The following is a 16,751-nucleotide window of genomic DNA, read 5'->3' on the forward strand; positions in this document are numbered from 1 at the left end:
TCTGGGCGTGCACCTCGAAGCGGCCCGCCATCGCCCGCATCTCGTGCGGGTCGGTCATAAAACGTGTTGCCATGTCGACTGTCTCCTATCTTGAAGCTTCAGTTCGCCGAAGTCTTAACAGTTGTATTTGATGCAGTGGTGGCCGAGTTGTAAACAGGTTACGGCCTGCCGGTTAATTGCTCGCCTCAAATGGGTGACATGTACCCCCTTCTTCCCATATCACCGGACCTACTAGACGACGACCTGCTTGGGCATGACGATCGGCTTGAAGCCGTACCGCGGGCCGGACCCGTACGCGCCGGCACCCTTTGCCGCCGCCGCCATTCCGGGCATGCCGGGCATCGCGCTGACCGGCTCGGCCGCCTCGGACGCGACGGTCCAACCCGAGCCCTCGAGCGGGGCGGTCGCCGAAACCAGTTGCGTCGCCGGGGCGGCCGCAGACCAACCGGGCGGCACCGACAGGCGGCCGACCATGGAGGCCTCCCCGACGGCCGCCGATGTCGCGGCGCCCAGGCCACCCACCGGCCTCACCGAGTTGACGATGGTGCCCTCGGTGATGCCCGCAACACCGTCGGGCGCCACGTCGCCGACGGCGATGGCCGGCACGGTGCCCAGGGTGTGGCCCAGCGACACCGCCGTCGGGATGGTGATCATCGTGAACCAGGCCGCGGTGTTGACCGCGCCGTTGATGGCGTTGAGGACGGAAGGTGTGCCGAGGAAGTTGTCGATCGAACCCAGGAGCCCGTCGGTTGTGAACGGCAGTGTCGGCGCCGCCAGGGTCGCCGCACTGGAGATGGGAGCATCCAACGCCTGGACCGTGCCGCCCGCCGCGTCACCCGCGAGGGCGGCGTTGTCCACGGTTGCGGCGGCCGCCGGGTCGGTGGTCGAGGTCAGCGGCGTCACCGGCGTGAGCACCCCGGCCGCGGCCGATGCCGCCTGATACGCGGCCATGGCGGCGGCGTCCTGGGCCCAGTACTCGGCGTACAGGGTGTCGAGCGCCACGATCGCGGGCGTGTTCAGGCCCAGCACATTGGAGGCGACGAGCGCCGCCTGGGTGGCCCTGTTGGTGGCGATCACCGGCGGCGGCACCACAGCCGCGAACACCGCCTCGAACGCCGCCGCGGACGCCGTGGCCTGGGCACTCGCCTGCTCGAGCGTCGACGCCGTCTCGGTCAGGTAGGTGACGATGGGCTGAGCCGCCGCCGCGGCCGCCGCCGAGCCCCCGCCCGTCCACTGCTCGCTGGTGAGCAGCGAAATGATCGACTCCCACTGGGTCGCCGTGGTACTGATCTCGGCCGCCAGGTTGGCGTAGGCCGTCGCGGCGGCCATCAAAGGCGCGGCGCCCGCACCGGAGTAGATGAGCGAGGAGGTGATCTCCGGGGGTATTGCCGCAAAACTTAGAACCATTTTTGTCCCGCTCCTTATTTTGTCTGTTCGAATGCGACGTCTGGGGGTGACCGCTGCTTAGACGGCCGTCGGCTTCGGCATGACGATCGGCTTCACGCCGTAACGCGGCGCACCGAAGCCGGCGCTGCTGCGCGCCGCCGAGGCCATTCCCGGCATGCCGGGGATGACCGTGCCCGCGCCCGCCTGCGGCGCGGCCGCGGTCCAGCCCGCCGTTTGGATCGCGCTGACCGGCGTGGCCACCGGTGCCGACGCGCCGGCCCAGCTCGGCGGCACCGCGAGGTTGCTGACCATGGTTGCCGAGCCCATCGAGGCCACCGGCATCGCGCTCATGCCGCCCGCGCCGCCTGCCGCGACGGTGGTGGCGCCGAGCCCCGGCGAGGCGGCAACATCCGAGGCCAGTCCGGCGCCCGCGGCGTCGGCGGATGTGTCGAGCAGACCACCACCGGCGAGCCCGATCAGGTTGGACGCGGCCGAGGCCCAGTTGCCAGCACCGATGTTCAAGATGTTGGCGCCGTTACTCGACAGGCCGAATATCCCGCCGAGCATGTTCGGGTTGGTGCCGTTTCCGGTGCTACCGAGCAGCCAGGAAAGGAAGTCGAGGGGGGTGTTCGACGGAGTGGCCGCGGCGGCGCTGACGGGGGCGTCCAGAGCTTGCATCGTGGCCTGGCTCGCGTTGACGGCCTCGGTGTCGCCGTAGGCATTGGAGCTGATGCCCAGCGTTTGCGAGTACTGCTCCAGCAGCGCCTGCGCCTCGGCGGCGACGGTCTGGTACTGGGTGCCGTACGCCGAGAAGATTGCTGCCTGCTGGGCCGAGACCGGATCGGCCGCCGCGGGAGCAAGCACGGTGGTCGCCGACGCCGCGCCCGCGTTCTGCGCTGCCAGGTTGGTGTTGATCCCGCTGAGCAGCTGCTGCGCGGCTAACATCTCTTCGGTTTGTGTCGTCAGAAATGACATCCGTTGCTCCTAGTGTTGGAACGGACCGACCCCCTACGGCGAGCCGGCCTGTGTGTTTACGCCACGTCCCCTGTGCGTTGGGGAAAGGCTAGCTATCCACCGACCCCACGTTCCCGCCGAAAAGGCACACGTGACAGCCGTTTACGGCTTCTTAACGCCGAGTGTCGTAGTTTTAACAAGCTTCTGTCGGGCGATACCGGGACGTCATCTGAGCTCGGGCGGCGCAACAGGAAACCGCGCGCGGCGCGCGGATCCTAGCGGACGGCCGTCCGAGCCGCACGTTAGACATGTGGCAAATGGCGCTCCGGCGGTAACGCCGACGGGTCGCTGGCGTGTACCGGCGCCCCGGCGGCTCGACGTTCGGCCGCAGACGTGCCAAATCCCCAAGCGCCCGTTGACGTTCGACCGTGGCCGAAATTCCGGGCGAGTCCAATCGACCCGAATTGCGGTTCTGGCCGCGCCAGCGCGCGGCGGTGTCACGCAAACTGGCCAGAGCTTGCGCTGGGTGCCCGAATAGCGTGCCGCCGGGCCCGCTGTGACGCACACGACGCCATGGCCGTCGCGGACCGCGGACCTTCGCTCCCGGCGGTTAGGTGGTGCGGCTCCCGGTGTCAGGTAGCAAACCCGCGAGCGGCGAGGCGGAGTGAGAGACCAGGCTCCGGAAATTCCGGGCAGTGGGTGGCCGCCAACAGCGGCAGCGGCACCACGACGACGGTGCCGCCGCCGCTGTTGGTGGCCCCTACAATTTGCTGCGGTTTTGCGGGCAGTACGCCGCGACCGCCGCTCCGACGATGATGTTGGCGCCGCCGTTGCTCAACCCGAGCGACTTCTTCACATCGCCGATGGTCTGAGCCGCGGTGTCCCCGCCATCGAAGTCCGTGCACACGGCATGCCCGACATTGATCATCGATTGGTCGGCGCCATCCGCCCAGCTGAGTCCGCGCAAATGCAGCGTCTGCAGGTACTGGTCATCCGCGGGGTCGGCACTCGCGATCGGCGCGGCGACCATGCCGACGACGCCGGCCGCCGCGATAGCGACCCGCGCGGCCCACCGTGCCGTGATTTTCACTCGTCGACTCCTCCGCGCCAATTCGTGCGTGCAGGAATCGAATCCTAATTGCGTCCGGCAAATCTGTCTCGACGAGTTAACCAGGCGTTTCTCCTCGCCCGGATATCGGCGAAGGCTTGTAAGTTGGTCGCCACCGCCAAACAAGGCAGCAAAACCCGCCCGTGCGAAGGAGCCAGCGCCGTAGTGACCGACGATCCGCGGGGTGACGCCGTCTCCCGCCAATACGATCGGTGGGAGTATCCGCCCCCGGTGGCCGACCTCGCGGCGTGGTGCGAAAGCCACTGGGATTGGTTCGATCCGTTCTGGGCTCACCGGGTGTTGTGGCCGGACCGCGACTACAAGCCGGACCTCGACATCCTGATCGCGGGTTGCGGCACCTTCCAGGCCGCCCTGTTCGCTTTCAAAAATCCCGGCGCGACGGTGGTCGGGATCGACGTCAGCCAGAATGCGCTGAACCAGCACAACCGGCTCAAGGACAAGCACGGGCTGCAGAACTTGGAGCTGCACCTGCTGCCGATCGAAGAGGTGTCGGCGCTCGGGCGCGACTTCGACCTGATCGTTTCCAGCGGAGTCCTGCACCACATGGCGGACCCGCTGGCCGGGCTCACTGCGCTGGGCGCGTGCCTGCGCCGCGACGGGGCGCTTGCGGTCATGCTGTACGCCAAGTACGGCCGGATCGGCGTCGAAATGCTCGAATCGGTGTTTCGAGACCTCAAGCTGGCGCAGGACGACGCGTCGGTCCAACTGGTCAAAGAGGCCATCGCGATGTTGCCGGCCGACCACCCGGTGCGCGGCTATCTCAAGGCGGCCCGCGACCTGGTCTCCGACGGCGCCCTGGTCGATACCTTCCTGCATCCCCGGGCGCGCAGCTACACCGTTGCGGAATGCCTCGACCTGGTCGCCGCCGCCGGACTCGCGTTCCAGTCATGGTTTCACAAGTCGCCGTACTACTCGCACGAGATGCTCACGCCGGCAAGCGGATTCCAATCTGCGCTTGGCCGATTGCCCGAGGCCGAACTGTGGTCCGTGATGGAGCGCCTGCAGCCGGCGAACGCCACCCATTTCTTTCTGGCCTGCCGCCCCGAGCGCCCCACGGAGCAGTACACGATCGATTTCGCGTCACCGGCCTCATTCGGTTACGTCCCGCTGCTGCGCACGGCGTGCCTGTTGTCCGGCGACGAAATCCATTGGCCGGGCGGCAAGCAAAAGCTGAACCCGGCCCAGTTGCCCTTCGTGCAACACGTCGACGGCCGCCGTACGATCGCCGAGATCATCGAATCCGTGGGACGCGCGGGTGCCGTCCCCGATGAGCACCGGGCTCTGCTGCGAGATTTCGGCCACAAGCTGTTCCAAGGGTTATGGCGGTTGGACTTTCTGGCCATGGCGCTGAACGCCGACCCGGCCGGATAGCCGGTCCCCGGTCGGCTACATTCGCGACGGGCCCCCATAGCCCAATTGGCAGAGGCAGCGGACTTAAAATCCGTCAAGTGTCGGTTCGAGTCCGACTGGGGGCACCGTATAGCTCCAGATCAAGGGTTTTTGACTGGCTGGATCACGAACCGTTGGCAGGTTACCTGTATGCAGGTTGTAAACTCTAGGTCGTGCAGATGCCTGCCGAGGTGGTCGAGAGGCCGCTCACACCGATCAAGAGGACCCCCGGCACGGGCGGGGTGATTGACCTGTGGAAAAACAGCGACGGCAGCCCGTCCAAGCTCGCGACGGGACCGTGGGCTGAGGGCAAAGGCAGGCCGCAAGGCATCGGCAAGCGGTGGCGGGGCTGGTACGTCGGAGACGACGGTAAGCCGCACGCCAAGCGGTTCCGCATCGAGGCCGACGCCAAAGCATGGTCTGACATGGAACGCGGGAGGGTAGTCACTAACCAATGGGTTAGCCCAGATGTCGGCGTCGACGTATTCCAGGTAGTGGCGGAGCGTTGGTACACGACCAAGCAGGGGGCGCAGCGCAAGCCAAAAACGTTGATCGGTTACCGCTCGATTCTGGACACGCTGGTACTGCCCAGGTGGGGCGATACCCCAATGAAGGAGATCGCCTACCCGGAACTCTCCGCGTGGTTCGCTGGCCTGTCGGTGAACGGTTCGCAGGCTGGTACCCCGCTATCAGCCAGCCGCATCCGGCAGACACACCAGCTCATGGGGGCAGTGTTCAAGTACGCGATCAAGGCTCGGCTGGCATCCAAGAATGTCGTCGCAGAGATCAACCGCCGCCACGATCTGCCGGAACCGCCCGAGGCTGACCAGCACTACCTCACACACGCTCAACTCCTCGATTTCGCAAGGGAGACAGCACGATTCGAGGCCATGACTCTGATTCTCGGCTACTGCGGTCTTCGGTTTGGTGAAGCTGCTGCGTTGCGCCGCAGGGACATAGGCAACAGGGAGATTACGGTTCGCAACTCCGCCACCTATGTGCAGGGGCAGGGCATCGTGGAGACAGCCACTAAGACCAAGCGGACGCGTCGTGTTCCAGTGCCGGGGCCAGTCTGGGATCACCTCAAGGAAGAGCTATCCGGCGAGCCGGATGCGTTCGTGTTCCCCAGCCGCAAGGGTGGGCACCTACCGCTGGGGGAGTACCGCTGGGCGTTCGACAACGCATTGAAGGCGTTGCAGGCCCGCACCAAGGCGCAGCGTGAGAAGGAACTGGCCGACAGCGGGGAGGCAACAACGCCGGGCTTCCCAGCCATCACGCCACACGACTTACGCCATACCTGCGCATCTCTAGCCATCTCGGCTGGCGCAAACGTAAAGGTTGTGCAACACATGCTTGGCCATGCCACGGCGGCAATGACGCTGGACCTCTATGGGCATCTCATGAGTGATGACCTGGCCGGGGTGGCTGAAGCTCTAGCCAAGGCCATGACGGCAGCGAGGCGGATGGCGGCTGTGTAGGACGGCCATTCCAGGCCCTCACCGCCACTACTCCACGACGTTGCAGCTTGTCCGGTGCAAATGGGTATGGCAGTTACGGCACAGGGCAATCCAGCCGCGGACTGAGTTCCCGGTATACGCCGAAATTGTTGGCTTACAGTCCAACGGGTGGGCATACGGTGGGTGCGTTGGTGAAACGAGCACGCAGAACAGCATTGTCCAGGATTCACGGGACAGAAGGAGTCGAAGCATTGCTTCTCTGAATCACTCTCGCAGCGCGGGCAGTGAAGCCCCTTTGGGCATAGACCATTTCGAACGTTTGGAGCAGCAGTGAGCGAACTACTTCGCACCCGCGAGGTGCATGAAAAGACCGGAATATCCGAGGACACCCTGCGTTGGTGGCGTCACCGTGGAGAGGGTCCGCCGTCGTTCAAGCTGGGCAAGAAGATCGTCGTGTATCCCGCTGATGCGCTGGAAGACTGGATCAGTACTCAGCGAGCCATCAGCACCCAGGGCGACCAACAATGACGGTCGAAGCCCCGTGGGTCAAAGCTTCCCAGGCGGGTTGGGAACGACGCGCATTGGAGCTAGCGCAGCCCCTGTGGCTCAAGGTGGCGTGCATGGCCTATTCGCGAGTCGGGCCAAGCGGACATGCACAGTTCGACCGTGGCGAGCTGGCCGGCTTGATGGGGAAGTGCCGGCAGGACATTGACCGCGCAATACGTACCGCTGTCGGAAAGGGATGGCTCGACGAGGCATCTTGCACCGAGTGTCTGATGCCTCCAGCTGATTTCATCGAAATGAGCTTCGGTAACCGTCTTAAGGTTTGCAAGGTTCATCGGGATCAAAGAAAGATCAATAGAGGCGCGACGCAAATACGCTGGACAGTGGGTTGCGCTGAAGCACTCGATGACGCGAATGTCAACACTGAGTGTTTACAACGCTATACGTTCAGCGCTTCAGACGGGGTGATCGCGAGAGCGTCACACCGAGGCTTGCAGAGCGACGACGCACATATTGATCTGACCAATTTGAAATTGAAAATGCATGGACACAAAATTGCCGGGGAGAGAGGGCCGGATTTGCCGGGTGTGTCCGACGAAGGGCGGTGAAGGGGTTCCCCCCAGGCAATGCCGCTCGTCGCCTATCTGATGTGGCTCAAACGGACCCGAACACAGTTGGCCAGTGCGTCTGCCATACCTCGCGTTCTTGCCTGAAGAGTTCAGACTGGTCGGTCGCGGCCTTCAGCAGTTCCGGTGTCACGCCAGCAAGGAGAAGCAGCCGCACCAACAGCATCCAGCGAATAGACAAGTTCAGTGCGTGCATCTTGACCAGACTCTCAGTTCTGTTGCCACCGGAGTTGATGCCATGGGCCAATGACACCCGCTGTTCGACGACCGCATTCTTCCAACGATTTAAGCGCCCAACGCATTGCGGTACCGCAGCGGCCACAGGTTCTGCGAGTGCGCGTATTCGCATGGGGTAGCTAAACTCCGGCCACCAGTCGCGGAGCGCGTCGGTAAAAGACTTCCGTACCTCGGCGGGCATGGAAGCGGCGGCCAACCCATCCGTTGCCTGGTCGACCTCGGCTTGCGTGAAGCGGCGTGCTCCCGGAGCCAAGGTGCGGTGTAGCGCTTCCATTGCGGTCACCAGGGCGAGTGCCTCGGCTTCAACCGTCGGCATCTCTCCAGTAACAACAGCGGCGAGAATCTGCGGCACCGGGCTGATGCGTTCACATACTGCGAGCCACCGCGTTATGAAGTCGAGTCCCATCTGTTCGCGATCAAGTAGTAGCTCGCCGGAGGCGATGGGCGTGTCTGGCTCGACATGCCGTCCATGAACTGAGTTCCAAGTGTCGTTGTCCTGGGACCAAACTGACAGTGTTCTGAGGCTGCAACGTTTGCCGCTAAGGAGGGTGAGCCCGGTGGCGACTGGAATCGTGAAGCGCCGGAAGCAATCTGACAACGTCCAGCCAGCGTTTAACTCGACTTCTAAGTCGGCAGAGGTCGACTGACGCGCACCATGTAGGTCTGGGAAGCTGAACGAAAGACCCGAACCAAGAGTGACGTACCCGTCGCCTGACGAAAGCTGCGCATCAAGGTGGTCCACATCTTCGTACGACCACAGCATCTTGCGGCTCCCAACAACGTAGTTCCAGGTGATGCCTGGCAACTTCGCCCACTGGGTCAGGTTGCCGAAATCGGCTCGAATGCCATGGAATCGCATGCCTGGGTCGGGAAGCTGCGATTTCAAGATGCACCATTCGGCAGTGAGCAAATGTGATTCGGGTTGCTGTTGACCAGGGAACGGCAGACCGATTGAATGCCGTCGTCTCGTCCTGACTCCCCAGAGACTAAGCAATGAAGGCGATTCGGAGACTGAACCAAGGACCACCATGTCGAGGGGGTCATCTGCGTGCGAGATCGCTGTGGTTCCGCCGCTGAGCGGGGTGAAAACATAGTTCGGAGTGAGGGCTGGACTGACTTCAAGTTCAACCCGGGTTCCCTCGACTCGCACAACGCCTGTCCGCTGTATTTCAGGGGCATGCGGGTGCCAGAATTGTCCTAAGCAACTCGTCGGATCCGATGGAAATCCCCGGCTGGGCAAGCCGCGTACCTCCTTTGCTGTTGGTTCAGCTTCTAACGAGAGTCCTTTTCATGCCCCGGGAGGAAGTCTCTGATCGCGGCTCCCATGATCCGCGCTTTCGGCAGATCGAGAGTCAAATCCGGGATGCGGTAGGGGATGTCCCAGCCCTCCTCGTCGTAGAGGCATCGATATTTTTCAGTATCAGCGGGGTCGTTGTCGCGCGACATGACTGCGGTGAAGTGAACTTCGCCGTCTCCACAGAGGGCGGCGAGCCGTTTCACGAGGTCCTTGCTGCCGCCGTTGGCTATCCCCCAGTACTCGATTGTGTGCCGGTAAAGGTAACCAAGACATCGTTCTTCCCTATTGCCGCCCAACGCCTTGGGTAGTGCGATTGAAACGGCGTCGCTGTCGAATGGGTTGTCTGGCCGGGGTATCAGCACCAACGGGACTGAGATGCTTCCCACCCGCTTCCCGTATGCGGCGAAGGTTGCGTCCGCAAACTCCAACAGACGAAGGTCGTAGATGCCGTTGCCGTCGTCGTCTCGTATCCATGCCCACGAGACGCCGTCTGGGTTGATGGGGCCAGCAGGTGGAAGCGTGACGGTCTTGCCGTCCCATTGGATCGCATAGTCCGCCATATCTAGTCATCTTGCCCGGGAGGAGAACGGAGCAAGCCACTTTCCTACCTGATGTGTAACGCCAAGCAGTCCGCAGGTGAAGGGGCTGCTTACCAAGACTTCCGCGACTCGCCACTGCGGCATTGCGAAACACCTCGACGGCCATGGCCTGGGCTAGCCGTGTCCTAAGGCAGTTTCAGAACTAAAGAATTGAGACCACTGAACTGAGTTAGGTTGCTGTAGCGGAATTACCAGTTCATGCTGTCGCAAAAGTCGACTCAAAACCGTGGTATCAATAGTTGCATTTATGAGACTTATGAGACACGCTTAATCCATGGCCACTTCAACGACTGCCATGGGCACTCAACTCGGATACGCCCGCGTCAGCACTGGGCACCAATCCCTCGACCAGCAAGTCGATGCACTCACCACTGCGGGCGTCGACGCCAACCGGCTCTACAGCGACAAGCTGTCCGGAACTTCAACCCGCGAGCAGCGACCCGGCCTCGCGGCGCTTCTCGACTATGCACGCGAGGGTGACGCAATTGTGGTTGTTGGTATCGACCGCTTGGGCCGCAATGCCGCTGAGGTGATGACAACGATCCGCGAGCTAGGGGAGCGTGGGATCGTGCTGCGTTCCCTTCGCGAGGGCATTGACACGGCCAATGCGACTGGTCGAATGGTGGCTGGAGTGCTCGCAAGCCTGGCGGAACTTGAGCTCGAGCTTGGCCGTGAGCGCCGATCCGCCGCGCGAGAGGCCCGGCGGGCACGCGGGCAGGCAATTGGCCGGCCCAAGAAACTCAACGCATCGAACGCTGCCCTAGTTCAGCGGATGCACGCCAATGGTGAACCCGCTCGCACTATCGCGGAGGCTTTGGGTGTGAGCCGTGCAACCGTCTATCGTGTGCTAGCCGAGGTCGATTGAGTTGCAACATTTTGGGTCATGTCGCTTAGCGCGTTCGGCTGGCCTAAGCCTCCACTAAACCAACCGGAATCTGCAATTCGTTGTCGCTTGGCGAATGTCTTTTAGATGTTACCGTCGAGTTTTGTGACTCTTTTGGATCTTCAGGAGGCGGCGAAGACTGCCCGTCGGGACGGGTGGTGCAGTCTCAATGGTTCGGTGGAGGATGTCAGGTCAGCAGGACTTCGCCACGGTTGGCGTGAAGTCCCAAATCGAACAAGTGGCCCTCCCGTATCGGTTTTGCGACCAACCAGTCAGGCGGCGGCACCCCGAAGGTCACTTAGCGCAATTCACGGCCTCGACAGGCAGCCACTACACACCGACGGAGCGCATATCCGGCATCCACCAGACATCGTCATTCTTGTGGCAGCCAATCCGACGCCTGTGCCCACCCTCGTCAGTCACGTATTCCGGTCGAAAGGTCGCCCGGCGCGGTGGCCACCCCACCTTAACCATGGGGTATTTCTTGTTAAGAACGGACGAGAAAGTTTCTACACCACCGCTGGCCTCGGTCCAGGTGTCCGGTTCGACCCTGGTTGCATGACGCCCTGTGACCAGCGGGCGCGGCAATTGTCTGACTATTTCGTCCGCTTGTCCGATGACGCCGAGAAGTACGAATGGACCGCCGCTAACCAGGTGCTTGTTATCGACAACCGGCGCACTGTCCACGGGCGCGCAGCGGCTAACTCTCCCGGTGATGAGGATCGAGCCCTTAGCCGGATTTCATTTCTCACCGAGGGCAAACTATGACGGCTCCGTACGATCACGATGCTCTGTGGCTCAAGTCCAAGCTCTTCCTTAATCATGCGATGGATGACGACGAGCCTCGGACGTTCGAGGAACGCGCACTCTGGGGATCGCTCGCTCTCGAACTGCTCGCTAAAGCTGCTCTGTCGCGTCTTTCGCCGCTGTTGATAGCGACACCGCAAGAAGACGGAAACAACCTCCTCATCGCGGCGGGAGCGATTGCTGGCGATGCCCGCTTCCGTAGCATTCCCGCCCACACTTTGTTCGGACGGTGCCACAAAGCGTTCAAGCCATTCAACGAAAAAGAGGCATTTCAGATCGCACAGGCGCGAAATGAGTACCTGCACGGTGCGGGTATCGGTTTTGAAGGTCTCCCCGAGGACGCCTGGTGGGCGCGATTTTGGGCGCAAGTCTCGATTTTGGTTGATCACCTAGACCACGACCTCGACGGTCTGGTGGGAAGCGATCGAGTAGGACGCGTCGAGAGGTATCTGTCGCTAAATGCTAAGAATTTGGAGAATAGGCTCGAGAGCTTGTTGGAACACGCCCGTCAACTCCTCAGCTTACGAGGCAGCCACAATCCCCCGGCGTGGGTAGAACGCGAGTTCGCAAAGCCAAAAGACCTTAGAGCTGGGCTCTCACACTCCGACGGCGCACCGTGTCCGGCGTGCAGTAAAGAAGGGCTGCTAGAAGGCGAGGAAGTCCGCGATTACGAGGTCAAGTTTGAACAGACGGGCGAGGACGACTACGACCAGTGGGTTGAGCTCACTGTGGACGCCGAATATTTTAGTTGCGCAAATTGCCGCCTAGTTCTAGATGGCTACGAACTGCTCGAGCTCGCGGAATTGCCTCTCACGTTCGAGGCGGTTGGTGACGATTTCGACTTCCCAGGAGAGGAATACGGAAATGACTAGCTCCGGAATGCCATCCTGGCGTCCCAGCGTCACGGTAAAGACTTAACCGCCAAACTCTTTGGGTCCGCAGAAAAGCCAGACTAAGAACTGACCCATTGGCGTCGCCCACCGTTTCTCGTGATCTATCGCCTCCACAAAATCGAGGAATGGGTCTGGGCGAAATTCTGCAATGTCGCCAAGGATGAGGATCTGATCGTCGCGGGGAATGTCGTCGAGATCGTCTGGCAGGCTGAGCCGAAACCACAGGGCCCTACCGGGATGTCTGGGCCAGCGGTCGTCAACGGAGTTCAGTTCGTTCAAGTCGACGCCGCCGACGGCCAAGCCGCCGTATTCGAGATATGGAGCGAACGGCTGACCATAGGGCATGCGATCAGCCACTTCTACGAGCCCCCGATCGGCGATGCCGTGGATAGCTCGATGCAAGCTGACGCGGTCGCTTCTTGTCGCACCGCTCGGGACAAGATCGAGCAGGTCGACGGTGTACCACCGCCATCGGGCGCGTGCGGCCCGTGGCACTGCTGACTCGTCAAAGAGGTGGTCGTAGGGGTATTGCTGCGTGAGTGGATAGCGGTCATAGCTGCGTCGGCTCAACAAGCCATTTAGCACTCGACGCTGCAACTTGCCAAAGCCGCGTGACACGTCACACAGTCTAAGTGTTGCCTATATAGGGCTAAGCGTTGCCTTCGCTGCAGAAATCTATTAGGCACGAGGAAAATAAAAGCTGCCCCCAAATCCGCGGCAACGGAGGGGGCAGCTTGTCCCCGAGTCGTCTCACCAACCAAAGGACGTTTATGAGCATAGACCGCGCAGTCATCAAGCAGTACCGAAGCCCTTCATCCGCGACCGCTCCAAAATCCGGCGGTCGCCGCTGATGCGAGTCCACGAACTTGCGAAGCGGCTCGGTTGGACATCAACACGGGCCATCGAGACGCTGCGGGAACGTGGCGAATATGTGCAATCAGCAGGGAGCAAGATCGAAGCCCCTGTTGTGCGAGATATGTTGCGGGATTTCGCGGCTGATGTCTCGACCCCCTCGGAGCAATTGTCCGATGTTGCAATCGACCCTGGCTTGTACGGGCGGTCTGCCGCTGTGTCCGCTGGGTCGGATGCCGACGGCTTGTCCTTCGCTGCTGACCTAGCGCGTGTGAAAGCGCAACTGCCACAGAAGAAGTCCGATGGCAAGCCGACTGCTTGGATGTCACCCGTGCTTCGGGTGCTGCTTTACGAGGCCGTAATCCCCTGTCGTCCGGACCGTCTCGGCGAACCCGAAGGTGACTTCTACGCCTGGGAGATGAAGAAGGCTAAGCAGAAGCACCAACAATGGGCAGCCGCCCAATTGAATGGCCTTCATGGTAATGACGAGACCATCATCCGATGGATTCGGCTTACCCATGACGGTACTAAGGCACAGTTAGCGGCTGATTTGTCGCGACTTGGCATAACGGTCGACGAGGCTGGGCTCCGCGTCACCCACGGTCGGCCTGATGCACGGCGGGACACTATTTTTCAGCGGTACTGCGATGGTCATCTCTCATCATCAGAAGCCCTTGCCGAGGTCCAGCAATGGCGGCGGAACCACGCCGCAGGCTGACCGTGGAGATGTTTGCCGCTCCAGTCCGCTGCGCCGAGTTGGACCAGGGCGGAGCCGCCTACCCTAGCCGCTCGATGATGGTGGCGTTGGCCATGCCGCCGCCCTCGCACATCGTCTGCAAGGCATAGCGACCGCCCCGCTGCTCCAAGGCGTTGACAAGGGTCGTCATGATGCCGGCACCGCTGACACCCAGCGGGTGGCCTAGTGCGATTGCACCACCGTTCACGTTGGTCCGCGCCAGGATGTTGCTTTCCCGTATCCACGCCATTGGCCCAGGCCAGCACGACGGACAAGCTATGACGGAACAGGGGTTTCGTGGTCCTCCACTGTTGCTAGAAGTCCGAGACGAGGGCTGGTCCCATTGACTAGCTGATTGACCAACTTCAATTTCGCGGTGTCACCGGGAGGGATGGCGGGTGCCCCTTTCGGTTCCTGCTACCGCCTATGGCTTGGTCGCGAACCATCCTGTAAACGGACTGTATGCACATGGCGCCGAAACGCTCCCAATCCCACCAACGAAAATACAGGCATAATCCCTGTTTATCTGCACTTTCTGCAAGTGTGCCAACGGATGCCAACACTGGCAAACCCCTGAATCCGCGGACTTAAAATCCGCCCAGTGTCGGTTCGAGTCCGACTGGGGGCACTAAAAATTGGCTGGACGTCGCTGTCCATTACCCAGAGCAGTCGGCCCGCCCCCGAGCGGGTCACGGGCCGCTGCTTCGTCGGAGAGTAGGCCTGCGACGGGTGATCAGGCCGTCGCCGCCGCCTTCTTGCCGAAGATGCGCTCCAGCGCCGCGGTGTCGCCGTATGCCTGCACCCGTACGGTGCGACCGTTGCGCACGGTGAATACCGTTGCTGCGTCCGTGGTTTCGCCGGCCACGGTGGTTTGGCCGAGCATGATTACCAAGTCGCCGTCCGCGAGCATGCGCTCGCTCGTGACAGAAGCTTGCTTCTCACTCATCTTGGCCAGCAGCTCTGCTATTTCCTGCTTGCCGTGGTAGCTGCCGCTGATGGCGCTGTCGCCCGGCTGGATCCACTCGACGTTGTCATCGAACAGGCTCATCACCGTGTCGCCGTCACCAGCGTTGAAGGCTTCGTACCCCTTCTTGATCAGCTTCATGTTCTGTTCTTGCTCTGACATTCCCGTTGCCTTTCGTGATAGTCCGATGTTTCGGCCGTGACCGACATGGCCGGTCCAGCGTCCGACTGAAACGCGCTAGAGCGCGCATCGCCTGGTCAGAGGTGCTCCATCATGCGAGACATCCGTCCATCCTCGAAATAGCTGGTGTAACGCCGCGGATAGACAGGCCGCGGCTCGGGCAGTCTGAAGTGGATATGGCCGATGGCTGATATGAAAGCTGCACGAGACCAGTGACGATGAATCATTGCCGGCGACACCGCTGCGGCGGCCACTGCGGTGTTGAACAAGACCTCCGATTCGCTGATCACAACCGGTGACGAGGCGTTTCGGGCGGCGTCGGTGGTCGCTTGACCGGTATCCGGGCGGTCGATCGGCATGCCCGTCGCGGCCGGAGCTGGCTCGACATCGAGCGCCGACCGACCGGCTGGGGAGTGCGACTTGGGTAGTAGGTGCAACATGGCGGATGCCTTCTGGTGATTGCTGGCTCCGACTGGGAGTCACAGGGATCGAACACTTCAAGGGAAGCATCATGAGGTGGGCAAACACCTCATCTATATGGATGACATTTCGATCCGAACGGGATCCGACTATCCTTTGCTGAAGCCTGCGGGAGGTATACAGCGAGGAAGGCGAATCGATGCGGATACCAACCGGTGAATCGAAGCCCCGGCCGTGGTTACTGTCGAGGATTTCTCCCGCCTGATAGCTGGCATCTACGCTGCGGCGGTCACTCCTGATCGCTGGGAGGCGGCCTTGGGTTCGATTCGCCGCGCGCTGGACGGGACAGCCAGCGGGTTGTTTTTGGCAGACAGTACGGTCTGGTCCGTTCTCGATTCGACCCTTCCCGCGGCCGCCGCCAAGAGCTACGTGGAGTACTACCACCGCTTCGATCACGTGCTTGCCGCCGTCGGGCGAGGCCCGGTCGCCGCGGTACGGACGGGGACGGAGTTGATGCCGCTCGTGTCGAAGTCGGAGTTCTACGAAGAGTGGTTGCATCCCCTCGAACTTGGCGACGGGATGTTCGTCCGGCTGACGGGTGGGCCCACACCGACGTGTTTCATCGTCGGGGCACCGAGACGCACCGAGTCGTTCGACACGTTTGACCGTGTGAAGTTGATGAGGGGCCTGGTTCCACACCTGCAACAGGCCGTGCGCACACAAAACAAGCTTGCCGCTCTTAGCCACACCACTGCGGAGCTGGCGGACGCACTGGAGGTTGTCCGGCACGGAATCGTCGTCGTCGTCTCCCACGAACACTTAGTTAAAGAAATGAATTCGGCTGCGGAACGGATTTTCCGCGCCGGAGATGGGTTTTGCATGCGGTCAGGATGCATCGCTGCGACGAGCGCGCACACTGAACGAGAGCTGCATCGCGCCATAGACGACGCGCTTCGAGGCGGATGCTCCACCATTCGGGCGGAGCGGTCGCTCATCTCTATTCGCCCCTCCGGTAAGCGGCCGTATGTCGTCCATGTGCTGCCATCCCACTGCCGTGATGCCGATGGGCCACTGAGGAAGCCAAAGGCCTTGGTTCTCATCATCGACCCCGAGGACGAGCCTGAACCCCCTGCGGTGTTGTTGCGGCGGCTCTACCGCCTCACCGATGCCGAGGCAGACGTTGCCTTGCGCATCGCGCATGGCGCGGGCTTGAAGGAAATTTCACAGGAGCTGTCGGTCTCAGTGACGACGGTTCGCACTCATCTGCAACATGTCTTCGACAAAACCGACACGCACCGCCAAGCTCAGCTGGTCCGCCTTCTACTCGTGCTACGTCCGTAGTCACGCGGGCCCGCTGTGCACCCGACCGTATTTGGCCGCCAACAAGGACGTTTGACTCACGCCCTGTCCCCTCAGGTCCGCCGATCGCGGACCAAGG

16 protein-coding genes, 2 tRNA genes and 2 pseudogenes are annotated in these 16,751 nt (G+C 61.9%); 10 read left to right on the top strand and 10 right to left on the bottom strand.

What is annotated here, in order from left to right:
• From A5624_RS27105 to A5624_RS01680, 4 genes and pseudogenes are all read right to left on the bottom strand, one after another.
• Positions 1 to 73, bottom strand: a pseudogene (locus tag A5624_RS27105) (WXG100 family type VII secretion target); the annotation flags it as partial.
• Between the two features lie 158 nt (positions 74 to 231).
• On the bottom strand, positions 232 to 1,407 hold the full coding sequence (locus tag A5624_RS01670; RefSeq protein ID WP_066860515.1) for a PPE domain-containing protein: 1,176 nt from the start codon (positions 1,405 to 1,407) through the stop codon (positions 232 to 234).
• A 57-nt stretch (positions 1,408 to 1,464) separates the two neighbouring features.
• Entirely contained in the window at positions 1,465 to 2,361 is an 897-nt protein-coding gene (locus A5624_RS01675) for a PE domain-containing protein (protein WP_066860520.1), read from the bottom strand.
• 739 nt (positions 2,362 to 3,100) lie between these two features.
• Complete coding sequence (locus tag A5624_RS01680) at positions 3,101 to 3,430, bottom strand: DUF732 domain-containing protein (protein WP_066860523.1); 330 nt, start codon at positions 3,428 to 3,430, stop codon at positions 3,101 to 3,103.
• 183 nt (positions 3,431 to 3,613) lie between these two features.
• Between A5624_RS01680 and A5624_RS01685 the strand changes: the two genes are divergently transcribed.
• The 5 genes from A5624_RS01685 to A5624_RS27935 all read left to right on the top strand — a co-directional run bounded on the left by A5624_RS01685 (position 3,614) and on the right by A5624_RS27935 (position 7,427).
• Positions 3,614 to 4,840 (top strand): bifunctional 2-polyprenyl-6-hydroxyphenol methylase/3-demethylubiquinol 3-O-methyltransferase UbiG, encoded by a 1,227-nt coding sequence (locus A5624_RS01685; protein WP_066860618.1) that lies wholly within the window; start codon positions 3,614 to 3,616, stop codon positions 4,838 to 4,840.
• Between the two features lie 30 nt (positions 4,841 to 4,870).
• Positions 4,871 to 4,944, top strand: a tRNA-Leu gene (locus A5624_RS01690).
• 93 nt (positions 4,945 to 5,037) lie between these two features.
• Positions 5,038 to 6,336 (top strand): site-specific integrase, encoded by a 1,299-nt coding sequence (locus A5624_RS01695; protein WP_066860621.1) that lies wholly within the window; start codon positions 5,038 to 5,040, stop codon positions 6,334 to 6,336.
• A 309-nt stretch (positions 6,337 to 6,645) separates the two neighbouring features.
• A complete protein-coding gene (locus tag A5624_RS01700; RefSeq protein ID WP_066860526.1) occupies positions 6,646 to 6,843 on the top strand; it encodes an AlpA family transcriptional regulator in 198 nt (65 codons plus the stop codon).
• Entirely contained in the window at positions 6,840 to 7,427 is a 588-nt protein-coding gene (locus A5624_RS27935) for a hypothetical protein (protein ID WP_156748737.1), read from the top strand. The genes A5624_RS01700 and A5624_RS27935 overlap by 4 nt, the downstream gene beginning before the upstream one ends.
• A 46-nt stretch (positions 7,428 to 7,473) precedes the next feature.
• Here the strand turns inward: A5624_RS27935 and A5624_RS01705 are convergent, their stop codons facing one another.
• Positions 7,474 to 8,922 carry a HEPN domain-containing protein gene (locus A5624_RS01705; RefSeq protein ID WP_197518894.1) on the bottom strand — a complete coding sequence of 483 codons (1,449 nt, stop codon included), beginning with the start codon at positions 8,920 to 8,922 and terminating at the stop codon, positions 7,474 to 7,476.
• A 32-nt stretch (positions 8,923 to 8,954) separates the two neighbouring features.
• The gene (locus A5624_RS01710; protein ID WP_066860529.1) at positions 8,955 to 9,539 is read right to left on the bottom strand and encodes a hypothetical protein; all 585 of its coding nucleotides are present in this window, start codon (positions 9,537 to 9,539) and stop codon (positions 8,955 to 8,957) included.
• 313 nt (positions 9,540 to 9,852) lie between these two features.
• On the opposite strand from A5624_RS01710, the gene A5624_RS01715 reads away from it, so the two are divergent.
• Complete coding sequence (locus A5624_RS01715; RefSeq protein ID WP_066860533.1) at positions 9,853 to 10,443, top strand: recombinase family protein; 591 nt, start codon at positions 9,853 to 9,855, stop codon at positions 10,441 to 10,443.
• An 845-nt stretch (positions 10,444 to 11,288) separates the two neighbouring features.
• Complete coding sequence (locus A5624_RS01725) at positions 11,289 to 12,140, top strand: hypothetical protein (RefSeq protein ID WP_197518895.1); 852 nt, start codon at positions 11,289 to 11,291, stop codon at positions 12,138 to 12,140.
• Positions 12,141 to 12,182: 42 nt separating this feature from the next.
• Here A5624_RS01725 and A5624_RS27940 read toward each other — a convergent pair whose 3' ends face one another.
• Positions 12,183 to 12,779 carry a hypothetical protein gene (locus A5624_RS27940; RefSeq protein WP_156748741.1) on the bottom strand — a complete coding sequence of 199 codons (597 nt, stop codon included), beginning with the start codon at positions 12,777 to 12,779 and terminating at the stop codon, positions 12,183 to 12,185.
• 232 nt (positions 12,780 to 13,011) lie between these two features.
• On the opposite strand from A5624_RS27940, the gene A5624_RS29400 reads away from it, so the two are divergent.
• Positions 13,012 to 13,731, top strand: coding sequence for a translation initiation factor IF-2 (locus tag A5624_RS29400; protein ID WP_156748743.1), 720 nt, complete (start codon positions 13,012 to 13,014; stop codon positions 13,729 to 13,731).
• 58 nt (positions 13,732 to 13,789) lie between these two features.
• On the opposite strand, the pseudogene A5624_RS01735 reads toward A5624_RS29400, so the two are convergent.
• Positions 13,790 to 13,972: pseudogene (locus A5624_RS01735) on the bottom strand (steroid 3-ketoacyl-CoA thiolase); the annotation flags it as partial.
• A 322-nt stretch (positions 13,973 to 14,294) separates the two neighbouring features.
• Here A5624_RS01735 and A5624_RS27950 point away from each other — a divergent pair.
• Positions 14,295 to 14,377: transfer RNA gene (locus tag A5624_RS27950), tRNA-Leu, on the top strand.
• A gap of 105 nt (positions 14,378 to 14,482) precedes the next feature.
• Here A5624_RS27950 and A5624_RS01740 read toward each other — a convergent pair.
• Both A5624_RS01740 and A5624_RS01745 read right to left on the bottom strand, forming a co-directional pair.
• The gene (locus A5624_RS01740; protein WP_066860548.1) at positions 14,483 to 14,875 is read right to left on the bottom strand and encodes a nuclear transport factor 2 family protein; all 393 of its coding nucleotides are present in this window, start codon (positions 14,873 to 14,875) and stop codon (positions 14,483 to 14,485) included.
• Positions 14,876 to 14,970: 95 nt separating this feature from the next.
• Complete coding sequence (locus tag A5624_RS01745; RefSeq protein WP_066860553.1) at positions 14,971 to 15,252, bottom strand: hypothetical protein; 282 nt, start codon at positions 15,250 to 15,252, stop codon at positions 14,971 to 14,973.
• A gap of 295 nt (positions 15,253 to 15,547) precedes the next feature.
• Here A5624_RS01745 and A5624_RS01750 point away from each other — a divergent pair, with 295 nt between their 5' ends.
• Positions 15,548 to 16,654, top strand: coding sequence for a helix-turn-helix transcriptional regulator (locus tag A5624_RS01750; RefSeq protein ID WP_066860556.1), 1,107 nt, complete (start codon positions 15,548 to 15,550; stop codon positions 16,652 to 16,654).
• Positions 16,655 to 16,751: the final 97 nt, after the last annotated feature.

This window comes from Mycobacterium sp. 1482292.6, from assembly GCF_001672995.1.
GTDB classification, from domain to species: domain Bacteria; phylum Actinomycetota; class Actinomycetes; order Mycobacteriales; family Mycobacteriaceae; genus Mycobacterium; species Mycobacterium europaeum_A.

Coding starts and splice junctions, on each gene's coding strand:
- A5624_RS01715 (WP_066860533.1), top strand. CDS start 9,853: ATGGCCACTTCAACGACTGCCATGGGCACTCAACTCGGATACGCCCGC.
- A5624_RS27935 (WP_156748737.1), top strand. CDS start 6,840: ATGACGGTCGAAGCCCCGTGGGTCAAAGCTTCCCAGGCGGGTTGGGAA.
- A5624_RS01695 (WP_066860621.1), top strand. CDS start 5,038: ATGCCTGCCGAGGTGGTCGAGAGGCCGCTCACACCGATCAAGAGGACC.
- A5624_RS01740 (WP_066860548.1), bottom strand. CDS start 14,875: ATGTCAGAGCAAGAACAGAACATGAAGCTGATCAAGAAGGGGTACGAA.
- A5624_RS29400 (WP_156748743.1), top strand. CDS start 13,012: ATGCGAGTCCACGAACTTGCGAAGCGGCTCGGTTGGACATCAACACGG.
- A5624_RS01725 (WP_197518895.1), top strand. CDS start 11,289: ATGGATGACGACGAGCCTCGGACGTTCGAGGAACGCGCACTCTGGGGA.
- A5624_RS01710 (WP_066860529.1), bottom strand. CDS start 9,539: ATGGCGGACTATGCGATCCAATGGGACGGCAAGACCGTCACGCTTCCA.
- A5624_RS01670 (WP_066860515.1), bottom strand. CDS start 1,407: ATGGTTCTAAGTTTTGCGGCAATACCCCCGGAGATCACCTCCTCGCTC.
- A5624_RS01675 (WP_066860520.1), bottom strand. CDS start 2,361: ATGTCATTTCTGACGACACAAACCGAAGAGATGTTAGCCGCGCAGCAG.
- A5624_RS01745 (WP_066860553.1), bottom strand. CDS start 15,252: ATGCCGATCGACCGCCCGGATACCGGTCAAGCGACCACCGACGCCGCC.